Annotated in this window: 11 protein-coding genes and 1 pseudogene; 7 read left to right on the plus strand and 5 right to left on the minus strand. The window is 71.7% G+C overall.

The window, feature by feature from the left end:
• Positions 1–32: 32 nt before the first annotated feature.
• Positions 33–1325, minus strand: coding sequence for an ABC transporter substrate-binding protein (locus tag FB047_RS04580; protein WP_136586030.1), 1293 nt, complete (start codon positions 1323–1325; stop codon positions 33–35).
• A 233-nt stretch (positions 1326–1558) separates the two neighbouring features.
• Here FB047_RS04580 and FB047_RS04585 point away from each other — a divergent pair, with 233 nt between their 5' ends.
• The 3 genes from FB047_RS04585 to FB047_RS04595 all read left to right on the plus strand — a co-directional run bounded on the left by FB047_RS04585 (position 1559) and on the right by FB047_RS04595 (position 4993).
• Positions 1559–2365 carry a DeoR/GlpR family DNA-binding transcription regulator gene (locus tag FB047_RS04585; RefSeq protein WP_136586031.1) on the plus strand — a complete coding sequence of 269 codons (807 nt, stop codon included), beginning with the start codon at positions 1559–1561 and terminating at the stop codon, positions 2363–2365.
• Positions 2366–2613: 248 nt separating this feature from the next.
• Positions 2614–3270, plus strand: a complete 657-nt coding sequence (locus FB047_RS04590) for a hypothetical protein (protein WP_136586032.1) — start codon at positions 2614–2616, stop codon at positions 3268–3270.
• A gap of 16 nt (positions 3271–3286) precedes the next feature.
• Positions 3287–4993 carry a LamG-like jellyroll fold domain-containing protein gene (locus FB047_RS04595; RefSeq protein ID WP_136586033.1) on the plus strand — a complete coding sequence of 569 codons (1707 nt, stop codon included), beginning with the start codon at positions 3287–3289 and terminating at the stop codon, positions 4991–4993.
• Positions 4994–5035: 42 nt separating this feature from the next.
• Here FB047_RS04595 and FB047_RS04600 read toward each other — a convergent pair whose 3' ends face one another.
• Positions 5036–6391, minus strand: a complete 1356-nt coding sequence (locus FB047_RS04600; protein ID WP_136586034.1) for an APC family permease — start codon at positions 6389–6391, stop codon at positions 5036–5038.
• A gap of 17 nt (positions 6392–6408) precedes the next feature.
• Entirely contained in the window at positions 6409–8010 is a 1602-nt protein-coding gene (locus FB047_RS04605; protein WP_136586035.1) for an amidohydrolase, read from the minus strand.
• Positions 8011–8181: 171 nt separating this feature from the next.
• Between FB047_RS04605 and FB047_RS04610 the strand changes: the two genes are divergently transcribed.
• Positions 8182–8814 carry a TetR/AcrR family transcriptional regulator gene (locus FB047_RS04610; RefSeq protein WP_136586036.1) on the plus strand — a complete coding sequence of 211 codons (633 nt, stop codon included), beginning with the start codon at positions 8182–8184 and terminating at the stop codon, positions 8812–8814.
• Between the two features lie 7 nt (positions 8815–8821).
• Here FB047_RS04610 and FB047_RS04615 read toward each other — a convergent pair whose 3' ends face one another.
• A complete protein-coding gene (locus FB047_RS04615) occupies positions 8822–9637 on the minus strand; it encodes a DUF1206 domain-containing protein (protein WP_136586037.1) in 816 nt (271 codons plus the stop codon).
• Between the two features lie 16 nt (positions 9638–9653).
• Positions 9654–10334 (minus strand): phosphatase PAP2 family protein, encoded by a 681-nt coding sequence (locus tag FB047_RS04620; RefSeq protein WP_136586038.1) that lies wholly within the window; start codon positions 10332–10334, stop codon positions 9654–9656.
• 118 nt (positions 10335–10452) lie between these two features.
• Between FB047_RS04620 and FB047_RS04625 the strand changes: the two are divergent.
• From FB047_RS04625 to FB047_RS04635, 3 genes and pseudogenes are all read left to right on the plus strand, one after another.
• A pseudogene (locus tag FB047_RS04625) lies at positions 10453–12126 on the plus strand (amidase); the annotation flags it as partial.
• A 365-nt stretch (positions 12127–12491) separates the two neighbouring features.
• On the plus strand, positions 12492–15329 hold the full coding sequence (locus tag FB047_RS04630) for an aminotransferase class III-fold pyridoxal phosphate-dependent enzyme (RefSeq protein ID WP_240752624.1): 2838 nt from the start codon (positions 12492–12494) through the stop codon (positions 15327–15329).
• Positions 15330–15348: 19 nt separating this feature from the next.
• The gene (locus tag FB047_RS04635; RefSeq protein ID WP_240752626.1) at positions 15349–16377 is read left to right on the plus strand and encodes an agmatine deiminase family protein; all 1029 of its coding nucleotides are present in this window, start codon (positions 15349–15351) and stop codon (positions 16375–16377) included.
• Positions 16378–16423 lie beyond the last annotated feature (46 nt).

Raw genomic sequence — 16423 nt, forward strand, 5'->3', positions numbered from 1 at the left:
CGGGCGGTGCGGCATCCCGGATCAGGGTCGGATCAGAACTCCGACGTCCATTCGTCCTGCGACTTCTTCAGCGCGTCGCTCATGGACTGCTGACCGTCGAGCGCGGACTGGAACTGCTCGCCGAACTGGCGCATGAGCTCCTCGGCGACGGGGAGACCGGTGAATTCGTTCGCCGGGTATCCCTTCTTGTAGATGTCGAAGGCCGTCTTGAACAGCTCGTCGTCCTCGACGAAGGTGGGCACGCTCTCGGTGTTGCCCGGGAAGGCCTTCGCCATCGTCGACAGCTCGCTGTTGACGTCCTTGCTCATGAGGAACTGCACGAGCTTGAAGGCGGCATCCTTGTGCTCGGAGTTCTCGGCCACGCCGATGCCCCACGAGGCGTAGGGGATGCCGCGTTCGCCGGAGAAGCCGTCCTCGGCCGGGATGGCCGAGATCGAGAACTTCAGGTCGGGGTTGGACTCGCGGATCAGGTTGATGTGCGCGAGCGAGTCGATCATCATCCCGACGCGGCCGTTGGTGAACTCCTCGACCTTGTCCTGCTCCTTCATGGTGAAGGATCCGGGGGCGATGACGCCGTCGTCCCAGAGCTGCTGGATGTAGTCGGTCGCCGACGAGACGTCGGAGTTGGTCAGGTCGGGTTGGCCGTCCTTCAGCATCGATCCGCCCGAGGCCCAGACCCACGACATGACGTCGTTCTGGACGCCGTTCGGGGCCTCGAGCGAGAGCGGGAGAACCCAGCCCGAGACGTCGCCGCCGAGCGCCTTGATCTTCTTCGCCGCGTCGGCGAACTCGGTGCGCGTCGACGGCGGGGCCGAGACGCCCGCCTGCGAGAGGAGGCCGTCGTTGGTGAACATCGGGTAGACGAAGTTCACGACCGGGATCATGTAGGTGCTGCCGTCGACCTTGATCTGGCTGGCGAGCTGGCTCTCGTCGTATCCGGAGTCGCTCATGAGCTTCGACAGGTCGGCGATGACGCCCTGCTTGGCGAAGTCGCTGACCCAGGCGCCGTCGAGGCCGACGACGTCGGGCATCGTCCCCGAGGCGGCTCCGGCGAAGAGCTGCTCCTTCGTCGACGCGTAGGGTCCGCTCACCAGATCGACCTTGATGCCGGGGTTCTCCTGCTCGAACTGGTCCATGAGACCGCGGAACTGGCCGTCGCCGAGCTCCGGCTCCCACCACTGCGCGAACTCGATCGTGACGTCCCCGTCGGCCGAGGTGGCCGAGGTGTTCGACGAGCACCCCGCCATGGCCAGGAGGGTCGTGGCCGCTGCTGCGACACCGACGAGCTTGATGGCGTTCCGACGCCGGCGCCCGCTGTTGTCCATCGTTTCTCCTCGTTGAGATCTGCTGCATTTCGCGCTGTTCTGCGCGTTCTTGCGTCTTTCAGCATGAGTATGCGCTGTCTTGCGGGGTCGGTCAAGGTTCCGATGCAGATTCGTGACAATTGCGGCATCCAAGCGCAGGAAATCCGGCGGAACTACGGGCTTTCCTGCTGTTCCTTGCTGTTTTCGGATGAATTCTGCGGATTCCGTTGCCGTGCTGTGCTAGAGATGACCGCATGGACGCATCCACAGCCACGACGAAGAGGCGGTTGCCGGCCGGCCGCAAGGCGGAGCTCGCCGCGTACGTCGCCGACTCCGGGCAGGTCACCGTGGTCGACCTCGCCTCGCACTTCGGCGTCTCGATCGACACGGTGCGCCGCGACCTCGATCAGCTCGACCGCGAGGGCATCGTCGTCCGCACCCACGGCGGCGCGGTGAGCGCCATGTCCGTCCCCGGACGGGACCGCGGGCTGGACGTGCGATCGCAGATGCAGATCGCCGAGAAGGAGCGCATCGCCGCGCTCGCGGTCGACCTCGTCGAGGACGGGTCGGTGCTCATGCTCAACGCGGGCACGACCACGCTCGCCGTCGCCCGCGCACTGCGCAACCACCGCGACCTGACGATCGCGACGAACAATCTGCGCATCCCCGCCGAGATCTCGCCGTCGGCGTTCCGCGACCTGTTCATCTTCGGGGGCGCCGTCCGCACCATCACGCAGGCGACCACGGGACCGGTGACCCTGGCCACCAACTCCCACGCCCCCGATGTCGACATCCGCGCCGACTACGCGCTCATCGCGGTCGGCGCCGTGGACGCGTCCGGGTTCTCCACGAGCAACCTGGGCGACGCGACGATGATGACCGAGATGATCCAGAAGGCCGATCGCATCGCGATCCTGGCCGACTCGACCAAGCTCGACCGTCGCCTGTTCGCCCAGATCGCCCCGCTCGAGAAGGCCGACTACCTCATCACGGACGCTCCTCCCTCCCGCGACCTGGCCGCCGCCCTCGCCGAGGCGGGGGTCACGGTCCTCACCCCCTGAGAACCGAGGGCGTGCGGGCGGAGAGAACAACGCCCGCAGCGAGGCGACTCCTCCCCGCCTTCGGGGTGAGTTCAAGAGCGAATCCTCCAGCGGCGCCGCAGCGTGCGGCGTCCCGGCCTCCGGCGGCCGGTCGCGGCGGGGGCGACGACACCCCGCCTCCCTCGATCGCGGCGCGATCTCGAGCCCTCCCGGCGCAGCGTGTGATGAGCGTGCACACCCCTCATCCGCGGCATCGCTTAGGAGTTCCCGTGACCTCATCCACCCCCGCCCCGTCCGCGCGACGACGCCGTCGGCTCGCCCTGCCCGTCGTCCTCGCCGGGAGCCTCGCCTCGCTGATCCTGGCGCTCGGCCTCTCCCCGACGGTGGCCGCGTTCACGGCCTCCATCCAGAACACCGTCGACACCGCCGGGGCCGGCTCGCTCACGATGCGCGAGACCGATTCGGCGGGCACGACGGTCTGCAACAGCACGGACGGCGGATCGGTGTCGACGAACTCCGCCACCTGCTCGACGATCAACAAGTACGGCGGCAACGTCACGATGACGCCCGGCCAGACCGTGACCACGAGCGTCAACATCACCAACACGGGATCGGTGAAGGCCACGGCCTTCTCGCTGACGCCCGGCACCTGCACCCAGGCGGCGAGCGCCACCAGTCACGGCACCGCGAGCGACCTCTGCTCGCAGATGACCGTCGCGATCACCTCGGGGTCGTCGACGCTCTACTCCGGCACGCTCGCGGGTCTCACCGCCTCGATCGACGTGCTGAACAAGATCGGCTCGACCGGCGTCACCGCGGGGACCACGATCCCCGTGTCGTTCGCCGTGACGCTCCCGTCCTCCATCGGCGGCACCTACTCGAACCTCCAGGTCTCGCAGGTGCTCACCTGGACCTTCACGTCGTGATCCCCCGCGCGAGCGCGTGAGCGGACTTCCCGACGCACCCCGCCCTCGCGCGCGACGTCGAGCCGCCCTCATCGCCGCGGTCGCGATCGCCGTCCTGGCCATCGCGACCGCGGTCGTCGGCGTCGCCGGGGGCCTTCGGGCCTTCGTCGTCGAGACGCCGAGCATGGCCGAGGCGGCTCCGGTGGGCTCGCTCGTGGTGGTGCGCCCGTCCGCGGACTACGCCGTCGGCGACGTGATCACCTTCGAGGTCGACGGGCGCACCGTCACCCACCGTCTCGTCGCGGAGCACGACGGCGTCCTGCGCACGCGGGGCGATCTGAACGGCGCCGACGACGCCTGGGCCCTCTCGGCCGACCAGGTCGTCGGCTCGGCGATCGCCATCGTCCCCGGCATCGGGTTCCTCGCCCTGGCGGCGCCGTGGCTGCTGCTCGGCGCGGCCGTCGTCGAGGTCGTCGCCCGCCTCCGCCGCGGGCGCGCGTCGTGGTCCTGGGCGGTGCGGCTCACCGGATGGGCGGTGACGCTCACCGCGGTCACGCTCTGGCTGCGCCCCTGGTTCAACCTGCGCCTGCTGGACTTCCGGGCCGCCGACGCGGGCGCCGGAGCACTCATGAACGTCGTCAACACCGGCATCCTGCCGGTGCTGGCCGGATCCACCCGACTGACGAGCGGTCAGCACGCCGTGGTCCTCACCACCGACCAGCTGCCCTCGGGCCTGTTCTCGCTGACGGCGGTCCCCGACCCCGATCTGGTGACCCGCGTCGTGCTGTGCCTGCTGTGCCTGACGCCCTTCCTCGCCTCCCTCGCGATCCGCCCCGACGACGATCCCCCGCCCGACGGGCGTCGAGAGCGCCCCGACCGCCGCGCGCGGACCGTGCTGCTCCCCCTGACGCTGCTCACCATCCTCGCGGTGATCGCGCTGACCACCCTGTCGACCTCCGGAGCCGTCTTCTCGGCGTCGGTGAGGAACACGGCCGACACCGCGGGAGTCGCGCCGCGCACCTGCCGCGACGCCGTCTCGCGCGTGGCGACCCCGGTACCGGCCGACGTCTACGCCGCGTACGCCATGGGCGGCACGACCGGCACCGGCGAGACCGACATCTCGGGCAACGGCCGCACCGGGACGTGGTCGCTGCCGCCCGTGACGACGGCCTCGATCGGATGCCGGCACGACGTCCCCGCCCGATCCACCCGGTTCAGCGGCTCGCAGTGCCTCCTCGTCCCCAATCCCGTGAATGACCCCGAATCGTTCTCGCTCGAGGTCTGGTTCTCCACGACCACCCGTCCCAGCGGCAAGATCGCCGGGTTCGGCAACGGAAACGGGATCGCCCTCGACCCCGACTACTGGGACCGCCACATCTACCTGGACACGGCCGGCCGAGTCGTGTTCGGCACCTTCCCGAACTACTTCATGTCCATCGTCACCCCTCCCGGTCGCTCCTACGCCGACGGGGCCTGGCATGCCGTCGTCGCGACGCTCTCGGCCCAGGGCACCGCTCTCTACGTGGACGGCGTGCTGGTGGGCAGCGATCCCTCGACCAGCGCTCAGAACTATGTCGGGTACTGGCGGTTCGGGTGCGGGCGACTCACGTACTGGCCGGATGCGGGTCTCTCCGTTCTTCCCCCGCCGACCAACTTCGTCGGCAACCTGCAGTACGGCGCCGTCTACACGCGAGCCCTCACGCCCGCCGAAGTGCAGTCGCACTACCAGGCCGGGGCCTGGTGAGGCGCCGGTGGGCGTCGCTTGCGCGCGCCCACCGGCGACCGCTCAGGCGATCACCCGCTCCGGAGCCGGGGCCTCGTCGTCGAACTCCACCTCGGGCGGGCGACGGCGGAAGCCGCGGGTGAGCACGGCGAGCCAGACGATGCCGACGCCGATCCACACCAGCCCGACCGTGAGGGCCAGCGGCGACAGGCTGAACCACAGCCAGGCGGTGAGGGCGAAGCCGAGGCCCGGGAGCACCCCGAACCGCACGATGGCCGCCGCCCCGCGGCGTCGCTCGTCGAAGAGGAAGTGCTTCACGACCGACAGGTTGACGAGCGAGAAGGCCGCGAGAGCCCCGAAGCTGATGAGCGAGGCGACCGTGTTGAGGTCGGCGAAGAGGGCGGCCAGCGACACGACGCCGACGAACAGCGCCGCACCGATCGGGGTCTGGTAACGGCGGCTCAGCCGGGCGAAGAAGCGCGGCAGCACCCCGTCGCGGCCCATCGCGAAGAGGATTCGCGAGACGCTCGCCTGCGAGGCCAGCGCCGCCGCGATGCAGCCCGCGATGTAGGCGACGAGGAAGAAGACCTCGAGCCAGCGACCGGCCGAGACCTCCATGATCTGGTTGGCCGCGGCATCCGGGTTCTCCAGATCCGCGACGTTCGGGATGACCAGGGTCGACACGTACGCGATGACCGTGAAGATGAGCCCGCCGATGACCGTCGTGAGGATGATCGCGCGGGGCACGGTGCGCTGCGCGTCGCGGGCCTCCTCGGAGAGCGTCGAGATGGCGTCGAAGCCGAGGAACGACAGGGCGAGCATCGCGGCACCGGCGAGAAGACCGGGGAAGGTCAGACCGGCGTCGTACAGCGGCTGCAGGAGCGAGACGCCGGGGTTCTGCAGCACGTGCAGCACCGCGCACACGACGAAGACGGCGGCGAAGACGAGCTGCAGGCCGACGAGCACGAGGTTGGCGTTGCGCACGACGGTGATGCCGACGATGTTCAGTCCCGTGATCAGGAGCACGCCCGCGAGGGCGAACACCCAGGGCGGGATGCCGGGGAGCTGGGCGTTGAGGTAGATGCCCATCAGCACGTAGTTGATGAGCGGGAGCAGCAGGTAGTCGATCATGAGCGACCACCCGGTCAGGAAGCCGACGTGTCCCCCGAACGCGCGGCGGGCGTACGTGTAGGCGCTGCCCGCGCGGGGGAAGGCCTTCACGAGCGCGGCGTAGCTGAAGGCGGTGAAGAGCATCGCCACGAGCGTGACGAGGTAGGCCGTCGGCACGTGACCGCCGGTGGTGACGGCGACGAGACCGTACGTGGTGAACACGGTGAGGGGCACCATGTAGGCCAGGCCGAAGATGACGAGGGAGGGCACTCCCATCACTCGCCGCAGCGAGGTGTCGGTTGCGGACATCGGGTTCCTGTTCGGGATCAGTGGGCGGCCGTCGCGGCGACGTCGCGGAAGGTGCGGATGCCGCGTCGCCACGTGCCCCGGATGCGGGCGTCGGCGATGCGGTCGGCGGGGCCGCTGCGGATGTCGCGGTCGAGCCAGACGAGGTCGGCGATCATGCCGGGACGCAGGGTGCCGCGGCTATCGTGATCGCCGGCCTGGAGGGCCACGCCGCTCGTGGCGGCGTCGATGGCGTCGGAGAGGGTGAGTCGTTCCTCGGGCTGCCAGCCGCCGGCGGGGAGCCCGTCGGGGTCCTGGCGGGTGACGGCGGTGCGCAGGCCCGCGAGGACGTCGGGAGAGGTGACGGGCCAGTCGCTGCCGAAGCTCAGGCGGGCCCCGGCGTCGTGGGCCGCCCGCATGCGGTACTGGCGTTCGCGGTGCGGTCCCAGCCGCGGCAGGGTCAGCTCGGTCATCACGGCGTCGGCCATCGCCCACTGGGGCTGGAAGCAGAAGCCGACGTCGAGGTCGCGCAGGCGCGGCAGGTCGGCGGGGTCGACGACCTGCGCGTGGGCGATGGTCAACCGCCGGCCGCGGCGGAGGCTGTCGCGGATGCCCTCGGCCGCGTCGATCGCGGCGCGCACGGCGGCGTCGCCGATGGCGTGCAGGTGCACGTCGAAGCCCGCCGCGTCGCACTGCGCCACGGCCGCGGCCAGCTCCGCGGGTCGCCAGTTCGGCAGGCCGCGGGTGCGGGCGTCGTGGTAGCACTCGAGCAGGTGGGCGGTGTGGTTCTCGAGGATGCCGTCGACGAAGAACTTCACCGTCCGGCAGGTCAGACCGGGTTCGGCCGAGATCCGCGCGGCGAGGCGACGCATCTCGTCCACCTGGGCGGGCCAGCGGGTGGGGTCGGCGCGCAGCGCGAGGTCGACGTCGACGGCGAGTCGCCCGGCGCGGGCGGCCGCGATCCAGGCGGGGACGTCGTGCGGCTCGGTCCACGCCTCCTGCACCCACGCGATGCCCTGCGCCGCGAGGTGAGCGGTGGCCGCGGCGAGCGCCTCGACGTCGTCCTCCTCCGCGGGGCGCGGGGCGTGGTCGAGCACGAGGTCGATGGCGGGTCGTTCGACGAGGGTGCCCGACGGCGACCCGTCGGCCCGCCGGACGATGCGGCCGAGCGCGGGGTCGGGGGTGTCGGCATCCACTCCGGCCGCGCGCAGCGCCGCGGTGTTGACCCAGGCGGTGTGGTAATCCCAGGCGTGCAGAACGACGGGGCGATCGGGGGTCGCCGCATCCAGCCAGCGCGCGTCGAACAGGCCGCCCTCGACGATGGTGGCGTCGTAGCTGCCGCCGACGAGCCACGCGGCGTCGGACGCGGCCGCCCACGCGCGGACGCGGCCGACGATCTCGTCGACGTCGGCGGCGTCGCGGAGCGCGGGTCCCGTGCGCTCGCGCCCGGCCAGGAGGGGGTGGGCGTGACCGTCGCGGAACGCGGGGAGCAGGAGCCCGCCCTCGAGGTCGACGTGCTCGGCCTCGGCGGGCACCGGATGCCGCGGTTCGGCGATGACGCCGTCGACGACCGCCAGCCGGTCGACGTCGGGTGAGCGTCCGTCGATCCGGATCGCGCCGCCCGTGAAGACGATGGCAGCCATGGAAACCTCCTCGAATCCCGGGCTGCGAGAAACATACAGCGTAGGTTTCAAGAACGCTACGGCGTCTTCGCGCGCATCGTCGGCGGCGTCGACAACTCGTCACGAATGCCTTACACGGCCGAAACACGCCGCATCGCGTAGCGTGGTCGAACCCCACCGAAAGGCCCCGCCGTGCCCCGGCCGACCCAGCCCAAGCTCTCCCGCGACGCGATCGCCCGCGCCGCCCTCGCCCTCGTCGACCGCGACGGCAGCGAGGGAGCGAGCATCCGCCGCGTCGCCGACCGCCTGAAGGTGCACCCCACGTCGCTGTACAACCACGTCCCCAACCTCGCCGCCCTGATCGAGGACGTGCGGGCGATCGTGTCGTCGCGTATCGACTCCTCGTTCCTGCGCGATCGGGAGTGGGAGGAGGGGCTGCTGCTGTGGGCGCGCTCGTACCGCGACGCGTTCCGCCTGCACCCGCGCGCGATCCCCCTGCTGATGGGCAACCGCGCGTCGGCACCGCTGCTGATGTCGCAGTACGAGGACTTCGCCGTCGCCGCCGAACGCGTGGGATGGACGAGCGACGACATCCTCCCGCTGCTGACGGCGTTCGAGTCGTTCATCCTCGGCAGCGTCCTCGACGGAAGCGGCCCGACCGTCATCTTCGACCCGACCGGCCAGGAGCAGGACGTGCCGCGGTTCGCCGCGGCCTACGCGGCCCTCGACGCGCACGACCCGGCCGACCCGGTCGCGACGCGGGCGTTCGAACTGGGTCTGTCGCTGCTGATCGCCGGAGCGCGCCCGCGCCCGCGCACGGACTGAGCGGAGCTCACATCCGCGCGTAGCGCGCGCGAGCGAAGCAGAACAGGCCGTACACGACGAGGCCCGCGCCCACGAGCCACAGCACGAACTGCCCGAACGGCAGTCCCGCGAGGGAGCGCAGGGCCGCATCGAGCCCACCCGCCGCGTTCGGGTCGTGCGCGAAGGCCGCGACGAGGAACAGGATGCCGGCCACGCCGATCGCGATGCCCTTCGCGATGTAGCCCACCATGCCGAAGATCCGGATGCCGCGCCCCGCGGCGCCCCCGGGAGCGGAGATGTTCTTCATGAACGCCTTCGTGATGCCGCGGACGACGAAGGCCACACCGATCGCCGCGACCGCGAGGCCGATGATCACCAGCACGACGAGGCCGCCCGGCGACGCCATGAGCTGCGCGCTCATCGTGCGGGACTGGTCGGCGGACTCGGATCGCCCGCCCATCAGGGCGGTCAACGCGGTGGCCCCGATGGCCCCGTAGGCGACGGCGGTGCCGACGTACTTCGCACGGTGCGCCCAGCGCTTCTTCGCGTCGGGGTCGCGCTCCGCCACGGCGTCGGCGATCTGCCACACCGCGAGAGCCGCGAGGCCGATGACGATCACCCACAGCAGCAGCATGCCCGCGGGAGCGGAGGCCACCTGTTGGACCGCTCCGCTCTGATCCGCGCTCTCGCCGCCGCCGCCGGTCGCGATCGAGACGGCGATCGCGCCGATGAGCAGGTGCAGCAGGCCGAGGACGACGTAGCCGATCCGGGCCGCGACACGGAAAGCGGTGGAGTCCTGCGCTTTGTCGGCGGCGGCGGACGCGGAGGCGGAGGCGGAAGTCATCCGAGCACGCTAGCGCTCAGCCCTCGTCACCGACCACCCGTTGCGCGCGACGTACGCGCCACACTTCGATCAGCGCCCAGACCAGCGTCGAGACGGCGACCCCCTCGAGCAGCCCGGCCGTCACATCCGAGAGCCAGTGCGCGTGCAGATAGGTGCGGCTCCACATCATCAGCAGCACCCAGACGACACCCGCGGCCCAGATCCACCCGCGGCGCAGGATGAGCGCGAGGGTCACCGCGATGGTCGTCGCCACGGCGGTGTGCCCGGACGGGAACGAGGTCGCCTGGGTCTCGGCGAGAGAGTCGGAGGGGCGCGCGCGGGCGATGACGGCGGCGAGCGGGGCGCCGATGAGGACGACGAGGGCGATCGCGGAGGCGACGTTCAGCGCGTCCCACGGCCGCTTGACGAGCAGGAAGACGATCGTCGTCGAGACGCCGATCGCGATCATGCCGATCGTCCCGCCGACCGTGGCGGGGATCCAGGCGATGATGACGAGCACGGGGTTCGCCAGCGCGGCCATCGCGTCGTCCCACCACACGTCGAAGGCGAGGGGCGCGCCGCCGTCGAGGTCGACGGCCAGACGCAGCGCCACGAAGAGCACCGCGGCGACGACGCCCACGATGAGGGCGAGGGGCCGACGCGCGTCGACGCGCGGACGATCGGGGAGCAGGGCGGGCTCGTCGGTGGGGGCTTCCATCCCCGCATCGTGTCAGGCGCGGACGCGGGAGCGGTACCGCTTGCCGCGAGCGGCGCGAGCACTCCGGTGCCGGAAATTCCCTCTCGCCCCCGTAAAACAAACGGTGTAGGTTTTCGCCATGACCACCGAGGCCTTCACCGTCGTCGAAGCCGACATCGACCGACTGCGCTCCGCCCTCGACGCCGGCGACGTCACCAGTGTCGAGCTCGTCGCCCGCTATTTCAACCGCATCGCGGCGTACGACCGCTCCGGAATCCGCCTGCAGAGCGTCCCCGTCCTCGATCCCCGCGCGTTCGCGCACGCGCGGGAGAGCGACCGGCGCCGCGCCCGCGGCGAGGCGATCGGCCCGCTCGACGGCATCCCGTTCACCGCCAAGGACAGCTATCGCGTCGAGGGTCTGCCCGTGGCATCCGGATCCCCCGCGTTCCGCGACCTCATCGCCGGAGACGACGCCTTCGCGATCGAGCGCCTGCGGGCGGCCGGAGCGGTCTTCCTGGGCCTGACCACGATGCCCCCGATGGCCGCCGGCGGCATGCAGCGCGGCGTGCACGGACGCGCCGAGTCCCCGTACAACGGCGACTACCTCACCTCGGCGTTCGGATCGGGCTCGTCCAACGGATCGGGCACGGCCACGGCGGCGAGCTTCTGCGCCTTCGGTCTCGGCGAGGAGACGTGGTCGTCGGGGCGCGCGCCGGCCTCGCACAACGCCCTCGTCGCCTACACCCCCTCGCGCGGAGTCATCTCGGTGCGCGGCAACTGGCCGCTCGTCCCCACCATGGACGTCGTCGTCCCCCACACCCGCACGATCGCCGACATGCAGCACGTGCTGGATGCCGTGGTCGCCGACGACCCGCAGACCGAGGGCGACCTCTGGCGCACGCAGCCGTTCATCGCCCTGCCGCAGCCGTCCGAGGTGCGCCCCGCATCGTTCGCCGACCTGGAGCCGCTCCCCCTGGCCGGACGGCGCTTCGCCGTGCCGCGCATCTACATCAACGGCGATCCGCACAACGCCTCGCCGATCGTCACGCGCGAGAGCGTCATGAGCCTGTGGAACGACCTACGCGCCGACCTCGAGGCCGCGGGCGCCGAGGTCGTCGAGACCGACTTCCCGGTCGTCGACCGGTACGAGAAGCTGCACGAGGGCGACGAGGACTTCCTCGACCGCGGATTCGTGACGCGGGAGTTCCTCGACGACGAGGTCGGCGACCTCGCGGTGTGGGCCATGGACACCTTCCTGCGCACGAATGCGGACCCCGCGCTGCCCCGCCTCGCCGACGCGGACGCCGCGCTGATCTTCCCGCACCCGCCCGGGGCACTCCCCGACCGGTACGGCATCTGGCACTACGACATCTCGTACGACATCGGCGAGTACGTCGCCCGCGCTCAGCAGTGGCGGCCCGACTGGCGCGAGGTCGAGAGCCTCGAGGAGGGCCTGCGCGGACTCGAGCACACCCGGCGCGTCGATTTCGAGGAGTGGATGGATGCCGAAGGCATCGACGCCGTCGTCTTCCCCACGCAGTCCGACGTCGGTCCCGCCGACGCGGACGTGAACCCCGCCTCCGCCGACATCGCGTGGCGCAACGGCGTGTGGGTCTCGAACGGCAACCTCGTGCCGCGCCACCTCGGCATCCCCACGGTCACCGTTCCGATGGGCACGATGGCCGACACCGGGATGCCGGTGGGTCTGACTATCGCCGGCCCCGCCTACAGCGACACCCGGCTCGTGCAGCTGGGGGCCGCGATCGCCGGCCTCGGGGCGCGGCGCACCGCCCCCGGCCGCACGCCCGCCCTGCCCGACGAGGCGCTCTTCGCCGAACCGCGACCGGCGGGCGAGGGAGAGCTCGACGTCCGCATAGACGAGGTCGTCCACGAGGGTGGCACCGTGCGCTTCGCCGCGTCGATCACCGGCGCGCACGCCGTCGATCACGCCGCCTACGTCGACGGCGTGCGGGTCGACGTCGAGATCGAGGGCGACCGCCTGAGCGGTGTGGCCCGCATCGCCGCCGACGCGTACGGTGAGCCCGTGAGCGAGTGGGTCGCGCCCTCCGGCCCGCTCGTCGTCGTCGCCGTGCGCGACGCCGGCGGAGCCGTCGCCGGCGCCGTGGGCACGGCATCCGACTCTCCCCTGTGACACCCGAATCACCCGAGGAACAGCCCGTGAGCGAAACAGCACCGATCCCGGTCTTCGACTACTTCAGCCAGGTCGACCTGCCCACCCCGACGCTCTCCGACGACGAGGTGCGCGCGCTCTTCGCCGACGCCTTCGGCGTCGAGATCGACGTGCACGCGCTCGGCAGTCAGCAGGACCAGAACTTCCGCGTCTTCCGCCGCGGCGAATCGCTCCCGCTGGGCGTGCTGAAACTGAGCAACCCGGTGTTCAGCGAGGCCGAGATCGACATGCAGGATGCCGCGGCCGCCCTCGTCGCCGACCGCAGCCCGTACGTGCGCATCCCGCGCCTCGTCGAGGGACCCCGCGGCGCGATGTCGGCGTGGTGGGAGAGCTCGCAGGGCCGCATCCACGCCCGCGTGATCGAGAACATCGCGGGGAGCACCCTCACGGGCTCGCGGTACCTCTCCCCCGCCGTCGTCGAGGGACTCGGCGCCCTCGCCGGCGCGGTGAGCCTCTCGCTCGCCGACTTCGAGCATCCCGCGAGCGGCCGCGTGCTGCAGTGGGACCTGCGCCACGCCGCGCGCGTGATCGACACGCTGCTGCCCCTCGAACCGGACGTCGGGGTGCGCGAGGTCGTGCAGCGCGCGGCCGACGCCGCTCGCGCCGCGCTCGCCCCGGTCGCCGACGCCCTGCCGGTGCAGGCCGGCCACTTCGACGTCACCGACGACAACGTGCTGCGCGCCCCCGGTGCGACGGTTCCCGACGCGGTGATCGATTTCGGCGACGTGTGCGCGTCGTGGCGCGTGGGCGAGATCGCGGTGACCGTGTCGTCGGTGCTGCATCACGACGGCGCGACACCCGAGAGCGCTTTTCCCGCCATTCGCGCCTTCGACCGCGTCCGCGACCTGACCGACGACGAGATCACCGCCCTCTGGCCGCTCGTCGTGCTCCGCGGTGCGGTGCTCGTGCTGAGCGGTCGTGCGCAGGTGCGCCTCGACGACGCGAACGACTACGCCTCGGGCGCCCTCGATCGGGAGTTCCGCATCCTCGAGCAGGCGGCATCCGTCCCCCTCCCCGTGCTCGCCGCCGCCACCCGCGCGGCCCTCGGCCGGCCGCGCCGCGTCGAGCCCGTCGCGACCGGATCGACGCTCACCGCCCTCGGTCGGCACGTCGAGCTCGACGCCTCGACCGAGTCGCCCCTCAACGACGCCGGCGCGTGGCTCGACGCCGCGACGCTCGACGCCGCCGCCCTCGCCGCTCTCGACGCGGGCGCCGCCGTCGTGACGGTGCCCGCCTGGCGCGCGCGCCTGACCGGCACGGTCGACCCGCTCCCCTCGACCGCGCAGACGGTGCCGACCGACATCCTCGTGTGGACGGCCGAGCCGCTCGCCCCCGCCGTCGACGCGGCCGCCGAGTTCGTGTGGACCACCGCCGACGGGGAGCCCGCCGCGGGCGTGCTCCCCGCGCGCGTGCGCCTCTCGGCCCGCCGAGCGTTCGAGGGACTCGTCCCGCCGCCGCGCACCACGCGCGCCCTCGCCGACGCGTGGCGGGAGGTGGCCGGCGATCCCGGTGCGGTCCTCGGCGTCCCCGCGCCCGTTCCCGCGACCGACGACTCGCTGCACCGGCGACACGAAGTGCTCGCCGAGGTGCAGGAGCACTACTACGGCACCCCGCCGCGCATCGAACGCGGGTGGAGGGAGCACCTGATCGACGTCGACGGCCGCGTCTACCTCGACATGGTCAACAACGTCGCCTCGGTCGGTCACGCCCACCCGCACGTCGTCGAGGCCGGCGCGCGACAGATGCACCTGCTCAACACCAACTCGCGCTTCCACTACCGCGCGATCGCCGACTTCGCCGATCGGATCGCCGCGACCCTCCCCGAGGGGTTCGACACGGTGTTCTTCGTCAACTCCGGCTCCGAGGCCACCGACCTCGCGATCCGCCTGGCGATGGCCGCGACCGGTCGCCCCGACATCGTCGCGATGCGCGAGGCGTACCACGGCTGGACCTACGCCAGCGATGCCGTGTCGACCTCGATCGCCGACAACCCGTTCGCGCTCGAGACCCGCCCCGAGTGGGTGCACACGGTCGACGCCGCCAACTCCTACCGCGGGAAGCACCGGGGGGCGGATGCCGCGAAGTACGCCCCCGAAGCCGTCGCGGTGATCGACGAGCTCGCTGCATCCGGTCGCCCGCCGGCGGGCATGATCGCCGAGACGTACTTCGGCAACGCCGGCGGCGTCGCCCTGCCCGACGGATACCTCACCCAGGTCTACGCCGCGATCCGCCGCCACGGCGGTCTCGCGATCGCCGACGAGGTGCAGGTCGGATACGGGCGCCTGGGCGAGTGGTTCTGGGGCTTCCAGCAGCAGGGCGCCGTGCCCGACATCGTCGCGGTCGCGAAGTCGATCGGCGGCGGGCACCCCCTCGGCGCCGTGATCACGCGCCGCGAGATCGCCGACCGCTACCGCACCCAGGGCTACTTCTTCTCGTCCACCGGCGGCTCCCCCGTGTCGTCGGCCATCGGCATGGCCGTGCTCGACGTGATCGAGCAGGAGGGCCTGCAGGAGAACGCGCGGGTCGTCGGCGCGCACCTGAAGAGCCGTCTCGAAGAGCTCGGCGGGCGGCATCCGCTCATCGGCACCGTGCACGGATCGGGGCTCTACCTCGGCGTCGAATTCGTGCGCGACCGCGAGACGCTCGAACCCGCCACGGCCGAGACCGCCGCGATCTGCGACCGCCTGCTCGAGCTCGGCGTCATCATGCAGCCGACCGGCGACTTCCAGAACGTGCTGAAGATCAAGCCGCCGCTGGTGGTCACGCGCGCCGGTGTCGACGTCTTCGTCGACGCGCTGGACCGCGTTCTCACCACCGGATACTGACCCCGACAAGGAGCCCGCCATGTGGCGCATGCCCATCGAATCCGCCCCGCACGAGCGCACGTGGATGGCGTTCCCCCGCGAGGGCGTCACCCTCGGCGAGGGCGCCGAGACCCGCGAGGAGGGCTACCGCGCGTGGACCGAGGTCGCGCACGCCGTCGCGCAGTTCGAGCCCGTCACGATGGTCGTCGACCCGACCGAGATCGCGCGCGCCCGGCGCATGCTCTCCGCCGACGTCGAGATCGTCGAAGCACCCCTCGACGAGTTCTGGATGCGCGACGTGGGCCCCACCTTCGTCGTCGACCCGGAGCGCCCGGGCGTCCTCGGCGCCGTCGACTGGATCTTCAACGGCTGGGGCGCCCCCGACTGGGCCGAGTGGCAGAAGTCGGCGCTCCTCGCGCGCGTGATCGCCGAGCACGTCGGAGCCGAGCGCATCGACTCCCTGCTCGTCGCCGAGGGCGGAGGCCTGCACGTCGACGGCCAGGGCACCGTGCTGCTCACCGAGACGGTGCAGCTCGACCCGCGCCGCAACCCGCACGCCGACCGCGCCCGCGTCGAGGCCGAGATGGCCCGCACGATCGGAGCGACGGATGCCGTGTGGCTCTCGCGCGGGCTGACCCGCGACTACGACGAGTTCGGCACGAACGGCCACGTCGACATCGTCGCGACCTTCGCCGCGCCCGACCACGTGCTCGTGCACGAGCAGACGGATGCCGCCCACCCCGACTTCGAGGTGTCGACGCTCGTGCGCCGAGAGCTGTCCGACGCGTTCGCGGCGCTCGGCCGCGCGGTGACGATCACCGGCGTGCCCGCGCCGGCGACGCTGCGCGACGAAGAGGGCTGGGTCGACTGGAGCTACATCAACCACCTCGTCACCAACGACGGCGTCGTCCTGTGCGGCTTCGGCGAGGAGGCGGCGGACGCGCGGGCGCGCGAGATCATCGGCGAGGCCTACCCCGGCCGGCGCGTGGTCACGGTCGACGCCCGTCCGCTGTTCGACCGCGGCGGCGGCATCCACTGCATCACGCAGCAGCAGCCGACGGTGGGCTGAGCCGCGCCGTACCGCCCGCGAGCGGACGCGCGAGCGGGTACGGTGG

Origin of the sequence: Microbacterium hydrothermale, assembly GCF_004854025.1 — a bacterium.
GTDB lineage: Bacteria > Actinomycetota > Actinomycetes > Actinomycetales > Microbacteriaceae > Microbacterium > Microbacterium hydrothermale.